The following is a 12,563-nucleotide window of genomic DNA, read 5'->3' as shown; positions in this document are numbered from 1 at the left end:
CTGCTTCGTGGTTTCGGGGAATTGCCCGTCGAACCTGCGTGTAATGGGTGTCAGAAGGTCGTCGGACCAACCTGGCCGGGAGCGTAGCCATGACCGATACCGCGCAATCTGAACTCCGCATCGCCCTCGTGCTCAACGGCGGCGTCAGCCTCGCCGTGTGGATCGGTGGCGTGGTGCACGAGTTGAACCGGCTGAGGGAGGCGTCGCGGGGTGGTGGAGTTTCTGCAGCATGGTCGGACCTGCTCGGGCCCGAGAAACTGGACCGGCGAGTCGTCATCGACCTGATCGCCGGAACCAGCGCAGGCGGACTCAACGGCGCCGTGCTCGCGACGGCGATCGCGCATGGCACCCGTATGCCGCACATGTTGAACGAGGTGTGGCTTGAAGCGGCGTCGCTCGAAAAGGACGCGCTCATCCACAACAATCCGGAGAACGCGACGTCGGTCCTCGACGGCGCGTTCTTCAAGGGAAGGATCGACGACGTCCTCGAGGGTGTGATCACGCCGTGCTCGGACGACCAGCAGCCCGTACACGCCGACCGCGGCGACGATTGTGTTCTGCTCATGACCGCCACGGCCCTCGACGCAGCCGTGACGACACGGGAAATCGCCGGAGGTGAGACCGTCGGCGTGCGGGACGGTCGACGGGTGTACAAGTTCGAGCGCCGCCGACAACCACCGGGCGTCAGCGACATCTGCCACTTCGCGACGGTCGAACCACTCGCGACCGCCATGCGGGCCACGGCCTCGTTCCCGGTGGCTTTCGACCCGGTCGCCGAAACCGCCGAGCTCGCCCTACGCGGCGCCGACGGGCCGATCCGGGATCGGCGATGGCTAGTGGACGGCGGCGTGCTCGACAACGCGCCGTTCGAACCGCTCCTCGACGCCTTACTGGAGCGCCCCATCACCGCGCCGCAGGAACGGGTCGTCGTCTACGTGACTCCCGGCGCGAAAGATACGTCCGCTCAGACGGTGTCGGAGCCGGGGCCGATGCCGAACCTGAAGACGATCCTCGGGGGTGTCCTCGACGCCTTCCGCCAGCCGGATCAGCGCCTCGATCACGACCGCCTGGAAGACGCCTTCACGACGATGAATCTGTCGGTGTCGCAGCCGCACACGGTCCTGCGCAACCTGCTGTTCGGCCAAGGAGAGAATGCCGGAGACAACACCCGGGTGGACGCGCCACAGCTCATGACCGCCGCCGAGTGCCTGATGGCCCAATACCGGCTGTCACGCGCAGAGGCGGCGGAACGAGTGATGTCGCGGGCGCGTCGCGGTGGGCGCGTCACCCTCGCGCCCGCGTCGCCGCCGACCCTGACGCCCGAGGAACTGCCGGGAATTCCGGATTCCATTGGGGTTGGGGACGTCTGGACCTGGGGTGTACCGACGGCCGCACGTGGGCTGCGCTGGTTCGGGCGGGCCGTCTCGGACGCCGGGCTCGGCGGAGGCGACGATCTGACCGAACTGCGAAGCGCGATTGCCACGGCGCGACGACTCGTCACCGTCCTGACCTCTCAGCGTGATGAGGTGATCAAGGTGCCCGACGACATGTCCGGGCCGGAGCCCGATCTCATCCAGTGGCAGATCGAGCAGTTGGAGAAGTTCTACCAAGCCAGCGAATCCGCGCTGAGTGAGGTGATGGGTGCGATCCGCACTGCTGCGGCCCCGTTCATGCCGGTGGGCGAGGGTGGTCAGGCGATCGATGTCGCCGAACTGCTCGTCGCTCTCGAGGTGCTCTACTGCAGTTTCAATTGGGGTGGCGCCGAATTCGACACGCCCCGATTCCGGTACGTCCACATGACCCCTGCGGCACCACGGCCGCTCGGGTTCCCCGTCGATACGGTGTCGCCGCCTGATTCCGGTTCGGGGACCGGCGAACCGGAGATGGTTTGGCCGAAAGGGAAGCTCTACGGCGAGCAGTGGGGGAACTTCGGTGCCTTTGCGAGTCGGAACGGTCGCACCCACGATTGGCGTTGGGGTCGTCTCGATTGCGTGGAGATGATGGTCAGCCATCTGATGCGAGACGCCGAACCGGGTGACGTCGAGTCCGCCAAAAGGCGACTCGTCGAGGAGATTCTGGCGGACGAGAAGTCCACTCTTGACCAGATCATCTCGAGCACCACAACGTCGCGATCGATGACGGCTGCGGGCCTGTTTGACATGTGGCATCGGAACGAAGGCAAGAAGGCGCTCGGGGATCTGCTCAAGAGTGTGGATTCGACCCTGGAGAAGGCCGGCATCCCGACATGGGTGCAGTACGTTCGATTCGCGCCCATGGCCAGTCTCAAGGTGCTGGGCCCCGCCGTGGCAGTCAAGAGTCGGTGGGACGGCGCGCGGAGGTCTGTGGGGCGGTTCGTGGGTCGTATCGTCGGCCGATGAAGTCCGACCTCGTCGTCAACCAGTCGAGTACCGGCTGACCGAAGGGCACGAGAACCCCATGTCGCCAACCTGGAACATGTTCTAAACTAGAACATGTTCACTCGACTCGATTGGGGAGAAAATGGCGGTCGACCAGGCAATTCGCGAGAAGATCGCGGCTGACCTGTGGGACGCGGAACGCTCCGCGGTGGCAATTGATCGACCCACGGACACGTATGCCGACCTCGATGTCGTCGACGCGTACGAGATCCAGCTGATCAACATTCGCAAGCGCTTGGACGCCGGCGCGAAGGTCGCCGGGCACAAGGTGGGCCTGGCGTCCGAGGCCATGCAGAAGATGATGAACGTCGACGAGCCGGACTACGGGCATCTGCTCGACGAGATGCAGTACTTCGAGTCGGCGCCGATCGACGCGAAGAAGCTGTGCTTCCCGCGGGTGGAGGTCGAGGTCGGATTCATCCTCGGCAAGGATCTGCCCGGTGCGGGCTGCACCAACGACGACGTCATCGATGCGGTCGAATGGGTGGTGCCGTCGATCGAACTGATCGACTCGCGCATCACCGATTGGAAGATCACGTTGTGCGACACGATTGCCGACAACGCGTCATCGTGCGGCTGGATTCTGGGGCAGCAGCGCGTCCCGATCAGCGAGATCGACACAGGCGACATCGATGCGGTGTTGCACCGTAATGGGGAGATCGTCGCGAAGGGTAATTCGTCGGCGGTGCTGGGGCATCCGCTGAATGCGGTGTCGTGGTTGGCGCGCAAGGTCGATTCGTTCGGGGTGCGGCTCAAGAAGGGCGACGTCATCCTGCCGGGAACCGCGACACGGGCCATTGACATCGTTTCGGGTGATCACTTCGTGGCCGAATTCGCCGGTCTCGGGTCGGTCACCCTGGACTTCGATTAGCGTCTGTTCGGTCTCTGAGGAGCGACTTTGCGAGCGTCAGTCTTTCCGGTCCCTGAGGCCCGAGCGTCAGTCTTTCCGGTCCCTGAGGAGCGAGCGTCAGTCTTTCCGGTCCCTGAGGAGCGAGCTTGCGAGCGTCACGAAGGGCCGGTCCTTCGTGACGGCCCTCCGCAAGCTCCGGGCCTCCTCAGGAACCGGGGTGACGGCCCTCCGCAAGTTCCGGGCCTCCTCAGGAACCGGGGTGACGGCCCTCCGCAAGTTCCGGGCCTCCTCAGGAACCGGGGTGACGGCCCTCCGCAAGCTCCGGGCCTCCTCAGGAACCGGGACATAAACCAACGAGAGGAGTTGTAAATGCCAGCCAAGCTGACCGCAGCAATCATCGGGTCGGGCAACATCGGCACCGACCTGATGTACAAGCTGCAACGATCCGAGGTCATCGAGCCCCGCTGGATGGTCGGTATCGACGCCGACTCGGAGGGTATGAAGCGAGCCGCCGACCACGGGCTGATCACGATGAGTGGGGGTGCCGACGAGCTGCTGGGGTCGTCGGACAAGCCCGATCTGATCTTCGAGGCCACCTCGGCCTATGTGCATCGTGAGTATGCGCCGAAGTACGAGGCGGCCGGGATCACCGCTGTCGACCTGACTCCCGCGGCGGTCGGGCCCGCAGTGGTCCCGCCGGCCAATCTGCGTGAACACCTCGACGCACCGAACACAAACATGATCACCTGTGGTGGGCAGGCGACGATTCCGATGGTGCATGCGGTGTCGTCGGTGGTGCCAGTGCCCTACGCCGAGATCGTTGCCTCGGTCGCGTCGGTGTCGGCCGGGCCGGGCACCCGCGCCAACATCGACGAATTCACCAAGACGACGTCGAAGGGGATCGAGACCATCGGTGGTGCCGTGCGTGGCAAGGCGATCATCATCCTCAATCCGGCCGACCCGCCGATGATCATGCGCGACACCATCTTCTGTGCCATCCCCGAGGACGCCGACACCGACGCTATCGCCGAGTCGATCCACAAGCGTGAGAAAGAGATCCAGTCGTACGTGCCGGGCTATCGGCTGCTGCAGGACCCGCAGTTCGATCCGCCCTCGGCCATCAACGGCGGCCACGCCCGGGTGTCGATCTTCGTCGAGGTCGAAGGCGCCGGCGATTTCCTGCCGCCGTACTCGGGCAACCTCGACATCATGACCGCCGCCGCCACCAAGGTCGGCGAAGAGATCGCGAAGACCAAGTTGGGAGCATCGGCATGAGCACTGCCACCACAGACCTGATGGCGAACGCACGCAAGTACTCCGACACGCTCGACATCCGGATCACCGATTCGTCGTTGCGCGACGGTAGCCACCACAAGCGTCACCAGTTCACCGAACAGGAGGTGCGTGACATCGTGGGCGCGCTCGACGCGTCGGGTGTGCCGGTGATCGAGGTGACCCACGGCGACGGACTCGGTGGGTCGTCGTTCAACTACGGATTCTCCAAGACCCCGGAGCAGCAACTGATCAAGGCTGCCGCGGAGACCGCGAAGCAGGCCAAGATCGCGTTCCTGATGCTGCCCGGACTCGGCACCAAGGACGACATCCGGGCCGCGCAGGACAACGGTGGGCAGATCTGCCGCATCGCCACCCACTGCACCGAGGCCGACGTGTCGATCCAGCACTTCGGGCTCGCCCGCGACCTCGGGTTGGAGACAGTCGGATTCCTGATGATGAGCCATTCGCAACCGCCGGAGAAGCTGGCCGAACAGGCCCGCATCATGGCCGACGCCGGCTGCCAGTGCGTGTACGTCGTCGACTCCGCAGGCGCGCTGGTCCTCGAGGACGTCACCTATCGGGTACAGGCGCTCCGAGCCGAACTCGGCGATGATGCGCAGATCGGCTTCCACGGCCACGAGAACCTCGACATCGCGGTGGCCAACTCCATCAACGCGATTCGTGCCGGCGCGCAGCAGATCGACGGGTCGATCCGCCGGTTCGGTGCCGGTGCCGGCAACACACCGACCGAGGCGTTCGTGGGTGTGTGCGACAAGTTGGGTATCACCACCGGGGTGGATTTCATGAAGATCGCCGACGCCGCCCAGGACGTGGTGCGTCCGGCCATGCCGTCGGAATGCCTGGTGGATCGCTCGGCGATGATGATGGGCTACGCCGGCTGCTACTCGAGCTTCCTCAAGCACGCCGAGGGCCACGCCGAACGCTACAACGTCTCGGCCGCCGAGATCCTGCTCGAGGCCGGTAGTCGCAAACTCGTTGGTGGACAGGAAGACCAGCTCATCGACATCGCGCTGGAACTCAAGAAGAAGCAGGACGCCAACGCCGGGGTCTGACGCTTCGTCCACGCGGGCTGTCACTGGTCACGCGGGTCAATTCGGCTCACGCGGGCCGTCGACAACCCGCGTGGCCCGAGCCGACCCGCGGGTTCCGAGCCGACCCGCGTTTCCGGAGTCGACGTCCCGCCTCAGGCGGCCGAGATGGCCAGATGAGTCAGCCATTCCCGGATCATGTCGACGACCCTTCCTGCCTCGAGATCGGCCCACGTCCAGCGCACCACCTGGATTCGGCGGTGACGCAGTGCATCCTCCCGGGCCTTCTCACGGATGACGGCGTCGGCGGTGGATTCGCCGGGCCGCAAGTGCTTCTCGTACTTGACCCTGCCGTCGAACTCGCCCACCAGGCGCCCATCCCAGTCGTAGTCGGTGCGGGCGATGAGAGTGCCGTCGTCGTCGCGGAACTCATGTTGGAGCCGAGGGATCGGGAGGCCCGCTTCGATCATCTGTGCGCGTCCCCACGATTCACCGGGGTTCTCGGACAGCCCGTCGGCATGATGAAGGGCCCGCCGCGCCTGCTGGGCTCCACGTCGCCTGCCGCGGAGCATTCTGGCCATCACTTCACGATCAGCACCATTGCGAAGCGCGGAGTCGAAAATTGCAAGTGCGCCGGCGAAGCCCATCGTGCTCGTACACGCGACGTCGACGGCCGTTCGCTCGATCGAGGTGACGTGGAAACCGTCAACGTCGACGATTTCATCGGGACGCAAGGTGCCGACGTGCCGATGCTGGGTGCTCGTACGGTAGCCACCATTTGGGCTGCCGGTGATCATATGAACCCGCCGGAGCGCGGGTTTCAGCATCTCCAGCCCGTGGATGGCCGCGGCAGACTGATGGCTCAGCGTCGGAGCGACTTCGCTAGTGACCGCCGCCGCGATGACCCTGAGCTTGTACCACTCGCGGGCAGTGCGCTCGCCGGCCGCGACGCACACGCCTCGACCGACGGGGACGATCTCCTTCTTCCGGATGGCGCGTCGGTAATCCTCCTCGGAGAAATGCGCGGCGAGGACAGCGGAGCGGTGGATCAGGCCGTGACGATCTGTCGGGAATCGGGTCATGACTGTTGGACGCAGCAGCGCCACAATCGGTGCCCACGACTTTTCGGGTGCCGGCGGCCAACCGTTACGCGGGCCGAATCAGGTCACGCGGGCTGTCGACAACCCGCGTGAACCGAGCCGGCCCGCGTCACCCGAGCCGACCCGCGTGAACCGCGCCGAGCCCGACGTCAGCCGTCCCACCCCGCCGGCGGATGCCCAAGGCAGAACACCGCACCGAACGGGTCGGTGACGGCAGCGAGTGTGCCGTAGGGGGTTTCCTCACCGGCCATCATCACCCCACCCCCGAGCGACTCGACCTGCTTCACGGTCGCGGCCACATCGTCGACGGTGATGTATACCTGCCAGAACGACGGCACCTCGGCCGGAAACAGCTTGGACGCATCCATGATTCCGGAGTACGAGTCCTCGCCGACGAAGACCTGGCCGTAGAAGTCGGGACCGACCGTGTCCGGGTCGCCGCCGGTACCGACCTGCTCGACGCGGGCACCGATGACGTCGGTGTAGAACTCGATGGACTTCTTGTAGTCCTTGCTCTGGCATTCGAACCAGTAGGGGGTGCCATGGGTGCCCCACTCGAGGAAGCCCGGATGGGTGTTGGGTTTCCACCACCCGATCACCGCACCCGCACTGTCGGTGGCGACCATCATCGTGCCCATGTCACCGACGTCCATCGGCGGAACCATCATCGAACCGCCGGCCTTCTCGACGGCCAGAACGGTGGCGGCCGGGTCGGTGGTGTGCAGGTACACCGACCAGACGTCGGACGGGCCTGCGGGGTCCATGACCGGACCGCAGCCGGCCACACGTTTGCCGTTCTTGAGGAAGTTCCGGTAGCCGCCGAAATCGGCATTGGCCTCCTCGGCTTCCCAGCCGAAGATCGCGCCGTAGAACTCGGCGGCCTTGTCAGGGTCACTGCTCATCAGGTCGAACCAGATCGGTGCGCCCACCGGCGCCGAGTAGTCGCTCATCGCGAGTCCTTTCAACAGGGTTGGGGATCGGTCACCACTGCTGACATCAAGCGTGGCCGAAAGTCATCGGTGACGTGCGCCGAACGGGCACACCGATGAAAAACAGTCGGCCAACCTGTCTACACCTGCGAGTGAACCCGCCGACCGAAAGGCAGTCACATGCCCACCGACGTCACCCAGGCCCGTCAGATCGCGACCGCCGCCGATGAGATGCTGGCGATGACCGCGACCATCACCGACGACATGCTCGACCGGCCGACACCATGCGACATGGATCTCGCCGCGCTCCTCGGCCATGTCGACGGCCTCGCCCAGGCGTTCGCCGCCGCCGCTCGAAAAGAGTTCGGGCCCTTGACATCCACACCGCCCGAGCCTTCGCAGGCCGAGTTGCCCGCGAACTGGCGAGACGACCTGCGGCGCCACGTCGGAGACCTGGCCGACGCCTGGGACAATCAGTCGGCCTGGGAGGGGATGAGCCAGGCCGGCGGTGTCGACCTCCCCGCCGAGGTCTTGGGCATGGTCGCGCTGTCCGAACTGGTGCTGCACGGCTGGGACGTCGCGCGCAGCATCCGGGTCGCCTATGCCCTCCCCGACGAGGTCCTCGCGGCCGTCTTCGACTTTCACTACCCGCCGCAGCCGCAGAGTGAGCGCGACGGCATGTTCGGGCCGGTGGTGGAGGTGCCCGCCGACGCCGCGCTCGTCGACCGGCTCGCCGGTCTGACCGGCCGCGATCCGTTCTGGCCGCATGGCACCCTGGAGGAATGAGCGACGGAACCGATCGTGCACGCGCGACGGTCCGGCGATTCACCTGGCCGATCGCCGCGGTCGCCGGCCTGCTGCTCGTCGCGTTCAGTCTGGTGCCGTGGGGTGTGTCGGATGCCGGCGTGCAACCGTCCATCACCGGCCTCGGCCGGGTGCGCGTGCCCGGGGCGGCCCCTGAGGATGTGGCGTTCCTGGAAGAGCACACGATGCGACCCGGTCTGTGGACGGTGGTCCTCGGCGCGCTGATCGCCGTCGTGGCGCTCGTCGCGTGGTGGCGTCCGGCCCTGCGATGGCCGGCAGTCGTCATCGTTGGGTTATGCGCGATCGGTGCGCTCGCGGTGGCGATCCCGACACTTGCCGACCCGGGCGCCCACCTGTTCGATCAGCGGGTGCAAGACGCGGTACGAGTCGAGTCACCCCTCATCGACGTCGGCTACGGGCTGCTCGGCGTGTTGTTCGTCGGGATCGCGCTGATCGGCCTTGTGGTGGCCGCGGCGATCACCCCAGCCGACGGATCGTCTTGATGTAGGACCAATGGTTCAGCGGGGTGAAGCCGATCGGTGCGCCGTTCGGGCCGTAGGCGTTGAACACCTGGCCGAATCCGGCGTAGATCCCGACGTGACTCGCGTCGCGATAGAAGATGATGATGTCGCCGGGCGCGAGTGCAGAGAACGGGATGGCCCGCCCCGCGTATTGCTGTTGCTGACTCACACGCGGGACCTTGACGCCGGCTGTCGAGAACGCCCACTGCACCAGACCCGAGCAGTCCCATGACCACGGTCCGGTGCCGCCCCACTGGTACGGCCGGCCGATTTGGCTCATCGCCGCCGACAGCGCCTGCATCCCCGCCGGGGTGGGCACCGGAAGATGAAGGTCTGCCGACCCCGACGAACCTGCGGAACCGGCGGAACCCGTGTCGGCGACGGCGGGCCCTACCGAGCCGACGGCGACACCGGTGGCGAGGGCGACAGCGCACACTGCGCCGACCACGCGGCGTCGAAGAGCGAACATGTCACCACAGTGACGGACGTTGCTCCACTTGTCTCAAGTTTCGATTGAGTGTGGTGAAGAAGTGACGGAAGTGAAGACTATTCACCAGCCGTATGGATTTGTCCCCCATCCGTACGACACCAGTCACCAATAGCCGTCTGGATCGGACTCCGGTGACTCCGACGGGATGATTCCCTCGGCAACGCCGTGGTCGATGCTCGCCGACAACCGCGGACAGGTCGGCATCATGGCTCCGGGCAGTAGCGCCTTTCCGGAGTCATCGGCGCGCTCGAGGTGGTTGCACCGCGTCCGGGCATCCGCGGTCCACTGCACGCTGGTGTGAAACGCGCTGGTCTTTTTGACGAGCACGCAGGCGTGACACGACCGGCACTCGATCTCCCGCATCCCGCCCCGCAGGTAATGCTCGCGGTCGCGTTCGGTGGCCGCATCCACGGCAGCGCGCCGCTCGGGGTCGCCGTGGAAGTCGGGAGCCTTCGCCCAGCCGTCCACCCGAGCGCGCGTCATCGTCAGACCTCGGCCTTCTCCGACGCCGTGGTGTCGTCCGCCTCGGTGTCGGCTTCCTCTTTCTGTCGCCGCAGGTTCTCCTCGATTTCCACGCCCCAGCTCTCCAGTGCCTTCGAGGTGTCGATCTCGTACTCGAAACGCTGGGTCATCTCTTCGGTGACCTCGGCCTTGTCGACGTAGAACTGGTCGTACCAACGCCGCAGTTGGTAGACGGGCCCGTCCTCTTCGACGAGCAGCGGATTGTCGATGCGGGTCTTGTTCTTCCAGATCTCGACGTCCTGGAGGAACCCGACCTCGACGCCCGCGGTGATCTTCTTCGCCATCTTCGCGGCCTGCTCGGAGGTGAGGCCCTCGGGCACCTTGGCCATGACGCCGTACATCAGCACGAACGAGTTCGAGTCGATCGGGTAGTGGCAGTTGGTGAGGACGGTCTCCACCGCGAATCCGCCGTAGTACTGCACCATCGGATTCAGCATGTAGGCCGGGCCGTAGTACGCGGCAATCGATTCCAGCCGGCTGTCGCCGTAGTTGGTGCCCAACGTGACATCCGGCCGGCCGTGCGAGTTCATGTACTGCGCGGCGACCTCGCCCTCGAAGACGTTCTTGAAGTAGTCCGGCAGGGCGAAGTGCACGTAGTAGAAGTGCGCCATGTCGACGACGTTGTCGATGATCTCGCGGCAGTTCGAGCCCTCGATGACGATGCGGTTCCACGTCCAGGGCGTCCATTCATCCGAACCGAACTCGTCGAGCTCGGGGATGATGCACTCCTCCGGCGGCGGATTGCCCTCGGGGTCGTTGTAGACGAACACCTGGCCATTGCGGGTCATCGTCGGCCACGCGCGTGTCTTCGCGAGCTTCGGATTGCGCTTGGCGTACGGCACGCCGGCGCATCGACCGTTGCCCTTCCACTGCCACCCGTGGAACGGGCACGCGACGTTGTCGTCCTTGACGCTGCCCTGCGAGAGATCGCCGCCCATGTGGCGGCAGTACGCATCGAGGACGTTGACCTCGCCCTTCGAATCGGCCCACACCACCAGCTTGGTGCCGAAGATGTGTACCGAGTGAGGCTTGCCGTCGGTGAAATCCGAGACGAGGCCCAGGCAGTGCCAACCGCGCGCGAACCGCTCGGGCGGCGCCCCGGTGTCGATCTCACGCACGTCGACGTCGTCACCGGCGGGGGCCGTGGTGCCGATGGTCGTCTGAGGCGTCGCTGACATCCGTTACTCCTGTTCTGGCGCGTGATTCGCTCGTTCGGTGCGAATCGGCTCACTCCCAATACTAGAACATGTTACAAAAATGGCGAGTCGATCGAGCCACTCGGTGATGATCGGACCAGGAAATGGGCACAAAGTCCCAGTGCTCGACATAAATGAGAACGTGTTCTAATCTCAAGATCAGATGAGAACCAGGGACGGCCGAGAGGCCGTCGAGCAACGAGTAGGAGCGGGCGAGATGCCAGCACAGCCACAGCGGAGCGAGGCGGCCGAGCAGGTCCTGGAGAAGATCAACGCTCTTCTGCCGGAGATCGAACAGCGTGCGCAGCAGACCGAAGATCTGCGGCGCATCCCGGACGAGACCGTCTCGAGCCTCGAGGGCGCGGGATTCTTCAAGCTGATGCAACCCGAACAATGGGGTGGCTACCAGGTCGACCCCGTCACCTTCTACGAAGCGGTACGCCGCATCGCTTCGGCGTGTGGTTCCACGGGTTGGGTCTCCGGCATCATCGGCATCCACAACTGGCACCTCGCGCTCTTCGACCAGCAGGCGCAGGAGGACGTGTGGGGCAAGGACACCAACGTCCGGATCTCGTCCTCGTATGCACCCATGGGTGTGGGCGAGGTCGTCGAGGGTGGCTACAAGGTCAACGGGAACTGGGCCTTCTCCTCGGGCTGCGAGACCGCGGACTGGACGTTCGTGGGCGGTCCCGTCCTCAAGCGTGGCAAGCCGGTCGACTTCGTCACGTATCTGCTGCCGCGCGAGGACTACACGATCAAAGATGTGTGGCACGTGGTGGGTCTCAAGGGAACCGGGTCCAACACCCTCGAGGTCAAGGACGTCTTCGTCCCGCAGCATCGCGTGCTGAGCATGCGCACCATGGGTGCGTACCAGAGCCCGGGGCTCGAGCAGAACACCGCGCCGGTCTACAAGATGCCCTGGGGGACCATCCATCCCAGCACCATCGCGACACCGATCGTCGGTATGGCCTACGGCGCGTACCAGGCGCACGTCGAACATCAGGGCAAGCGTGTGCGAGCAGCGTACGCCGGTGAGAAGAGCAAGGACGATCCGTTTGCCAAGGTGCGCATCGCCGGCGCCGCCAGCGACATCGACGCCGCATGGCGTCAGCTCGCGGGCAATCTGCAGGCCGAGTACGACCTCATCCTCGCCGGCGAGGAGATCCCGATGGAACTGCGCCTCGCCGCACGAAGGGATCAGGTGCGCGCCACCGGTCGGGCCATCGCGTCGATCGACAGTCTCTTCGAGAACTCGGGCGCCGGAGCGCTGAACAACGACTCGCCGATCCAGCGCTTCTGGCGCGACGCCCACGCCGGCCGCGTCCATGCGGCAAACGATCCGGAGCGTGCCTATGTCGCATTCGGCAACGGCGAGTTCGGGATTCCCATCGGCGACACGATGGTGTGAGT

The 12,563-nt window shown here is 65.4% G+C and carries 12 protein-coding genes; 7 read left to right on the top strand and 5 right to left on the bottom strand.

What is annotated here, in order from left to right; translation table 11 throughout:
* Nucleotides 1-89 precede the first annotated feature (89 nt).
* From VZC37_RS04455 to dmpG, 4 genes are all read left to right on the top strand, one after another.
* Nucleotides 90-2,378, top strand: coding sequence for a DUF3376 domain-containing protein (locus VZC37_RS04455; protein WP_330431199.1), 2,289 nt, complete (start codon nucleotides 90-92; stop codon nucleotides 2,376-2,378).
* Between the two features lie 121 nt (nucleotides 2,379-2,499).
* Nucleotides 2,500-3,288, top strand: coding sequence for a 2-keto-4-pentenoate hydratase (locus VZC37_RS04450; RefSeq protein ID WP_330431198.1), 789 nt, complete (start codon nucleotides 2,500-2,502; stop codon nucleotides 3,286-3,288).
* A 348-nt stretch (nucleotides 3,289-3,636) separates the two neighbouring features.
* Entirely contained in the window at nucleotides 3,637-4,542 is a 906-nt protein-coding gene (locus VZC37_RS04445) for an acetaldehyde dehydrogenase (acetylating) (protein WP_330431197.1), read from the top strand.
* Nucleotides 4,539-5,615 (top strand): 4-hydroxy-2-oxovalerate aldolase, encoded by a 1,077-nt coding sequence (gene dmpG / locus VZC37_RS04440; protein WP_330431196.1) that lies wholly within the window; start codon nucleotides 4,539-4,541, stop codon nucleotides 5,613-5,615. The genes VZC37_RS04445 and dmpG overlap by 4 nt, the downstream gene beginning before the upstream one ends.
* Nucleotides 5,616-5,746: 131 nt before the next feature.
* On the opposite strand, the gene VZC37_RS04435 is transcribed toward dmpG, so the two are convergent.
* Both VZC37_RS04435 and VZC37_RS04430 read right to left on the bottom strand, forming a co-directional pair.
* The gene (locus VZC37_RS04435) at nucleotides 5,747-6,673 is read right to left on the bottom strand and encodes a hypothetical protein (RefSeq protein ID WP_330431195.1); all 927 of its coding nucleotides are present in this window, start codon (nucleotides 6,671-6,673) and stop codon (nucleotides 5,747-5,749) included.
* Between the two features lie 167 nt (nucleotides 6,674-6,840).
* Nucleotides 6,841-7,641: a VOC family protein gene (locus VZC37_RS04430; RefSeq protein WP_330431194.1), complete on the bottom strand. Its 801-nt coding sequence runs from the start codon at nucleotides 7,639-7,641 to the stop codon at nucleotides 6,841-6,843.
* A gap of 159 nt (nucleotides 7,642-7,800) precedes the next feature.
* On the opposite strand from VZC37_RS04430, the gene VZC37_RS04425 reads away from it, so the two are divergent.
* Both VZC37_RS04425 and VZC37_RS04420 read left to right on the top strand, forming a co-directional pair.
* Nucleotides 7,801-8,406 carry a TIGR03086 family metal-binding protein gene (locus VZC37_RS04425; RefSeq protein WP_330431193.1) on the top strand — a complete coding sequence of 202 codons (606 nt, stop codon included), beginning with the start codon at nucleotides 7,801-7,803 and terminating at the stop codon, nucleotides 8,404-8,406.
* Nucleotides 8,403-8,927, top strand: coding sequence for a hypothetical protein (locus VZC37_RS04420; RefSeq protein ID WP_330431192.1), 525 nt, complete (start codon nucleotides 8,403-8,405; stop codon nucleotides 8,925-8,927). Before VZC37_RS04425 ends, VZC37_RS04420 begins: the two co-directional genes overlap by 4 nt.
* Here the strand turns inward: VZC37_RS04420 and VZC37_RS04415 are convergent.
* The 3 genes from VZC37_RS04415 to VZC37_RS04405 all read right to left on the bottom strand — a co-directional run bounded on the left by VZC37_RS04415 (nucleotide 8,902) and on the right by VZC37_RS04405 (nucleotide 11,135).
* Nucleotides 8,902-9,414, bottom strand: coding sequence for a C40 family peptidase (locus VZC37_RS04415; protein WP_330431191.1), 513 nt, complete (start codon nucleotides 9,412-9,414; stop codon nucleotides 8,902-8,904). The genes VZC37_RS04420 and VZC37_RS04415 overlap by 26 nt on opposite strands.
* A gap of 123 nt (nucleotides 9,415-9,537) precedes the next feature.
* Entirely contained in the window at nucleotides 9,538-9,918 is a 381-nt protein-coding gene (locus tag VZC37_RS04410; RefSeq protein WP_330431190.1) for a hypothetical protein, read from the bottom strand.
* Nucleotides 9,919-9,920: 2 nt separating this feature from the next.
* Nucleotides 9,921-11,135: a 3-ketosteroid-9-alpha-monooxygenase, oxygenase component gene (locus VZC37_RS04405; protein WP_330431189.1), complete on the bottom strand. Its 1,215-nt coding sequence runs from the start codon at nucleotides 11,133-11,135 to the stop codon at nucleotides 9,921-9,923.
* Nucleotides 11,136-11,370: 235 nt separating this feature from the next.
* Between VZC37_RS04405 and hsaA the strand changes: the two genes are divergently transcribed.
* Complete coding sequence (hsaA, locus tag VZC37_RS04400; protein ID WP_330431188.1) at nucleotides 11,371-12,561, top strand: 3-hydroxy-9,10-secoandrosta-1,3,5(10)-triene-9,17-dione monooxygenase oxygenase subunit; 1,191 nt, start codon at nucleotides 11,371-11,373, stop codon at nucleotides 12,559-12,561.
* Nucleotides 12,562-12,563: the final 2 nt, after the last annotated feature.

Source organism: Gordonia sesuvii (assembly GCF_036350415.1).
Classification (GTDB): Bacteria; Actinomycetota; Actinomycetes; order Mycobacteriales; family Mycobacteriaceae; genus Gordonia; species Gordonia sesuvii.
Note: the sequence above shows the minus strand (reverse complement) of the source record. Positions and strands in the feature narration are given on the sequence as shown.

Bases quoted from the DNA above. Each gene is read 5' to 3' on its own strand.
- VZC37_RS04410 (WP_330431190.1), bottom strand. From the start codon at position 9,918: ATGACGCGCGCTCGGGTGGACGGCTGGGCGAAGGCTCCCGACTTCCAC.
- VZC37_RS04420 (WP_330431192.1), top strand. From the start codon at position 8,403: ATGAGCGACGGAACCGATCGTGCACGCGCGACGGTCCGGCGATTCACC.
- VZC37_RS04425 (WP_330431193.1), top strand. From the start codon at position 7,801: ATGCCCACCGACGTCACCCAGGCCCGTCAGATCGCGACCGCCGCCGAT.
- VZC37_RS04430 (WP_330431194.1), bottom strand. From the start codon at position 7,641: ATGAGCGACTACTCGGCGCCGGTGGGCGCACCGATCTGGTTCGACCTG.
- VZC37_RS04445 (WP_330431197.1), top strand. From the start codon at position 3,637: ATGCCAGCCAAGCTGACCGCAGCAATCATCGGGTCGGGCAACATCGGC.
- VZC37_RS04435 (WP_330431195.1), bottom strand. From the start codon at position 6,673: ATGACCCGATTCCCGACAGATCGTCACGGCCTGATCCACCGCTCCGCT.
- VZC37_RS04415 (WP_330431191.1), bottom strand. From the start codon at position 9,414: ATGTTCGCTCTTCGACGCCGCGTGGTCGGCGCAGTGTGCGCTGTCGCC.
- VZC37_RS04450 (WP_330431198.1), top strand. From the start codon at position 2,500: ATGGCGGTCGACCAGGCAATTCGCGAGAAGATCGCGGCTGACCTGTGG.
- VZC37_RS04455 (WP_330431199.1), top strand. From the start codon at position 90: ATGACCGATACCGCGCAATCTGAACTCCGCATCGCCCTCGTGCTCAAC.
- hsaA (WP_330431188.1), top strand. From the start codon at position 11,371: ATGCCAGCACAGCCACAGCGGAGCGAGGCGGCCGAGCAGGTCCTGGAG.
- VZC37_RS04405 (WP_330431189.1), bottom strand. From the start codon at position 11,135: ATGTCAGCGACGCCTCAGACGACCATCGGCACCACGGCCCCCGCCGGT.
- dmpG (WP_330431196.1), top strand. From the start codon at position 4,539: ATGAGCACTGCCACCACAGACCTGATGGCGAACGCACGCAAGTACTCC.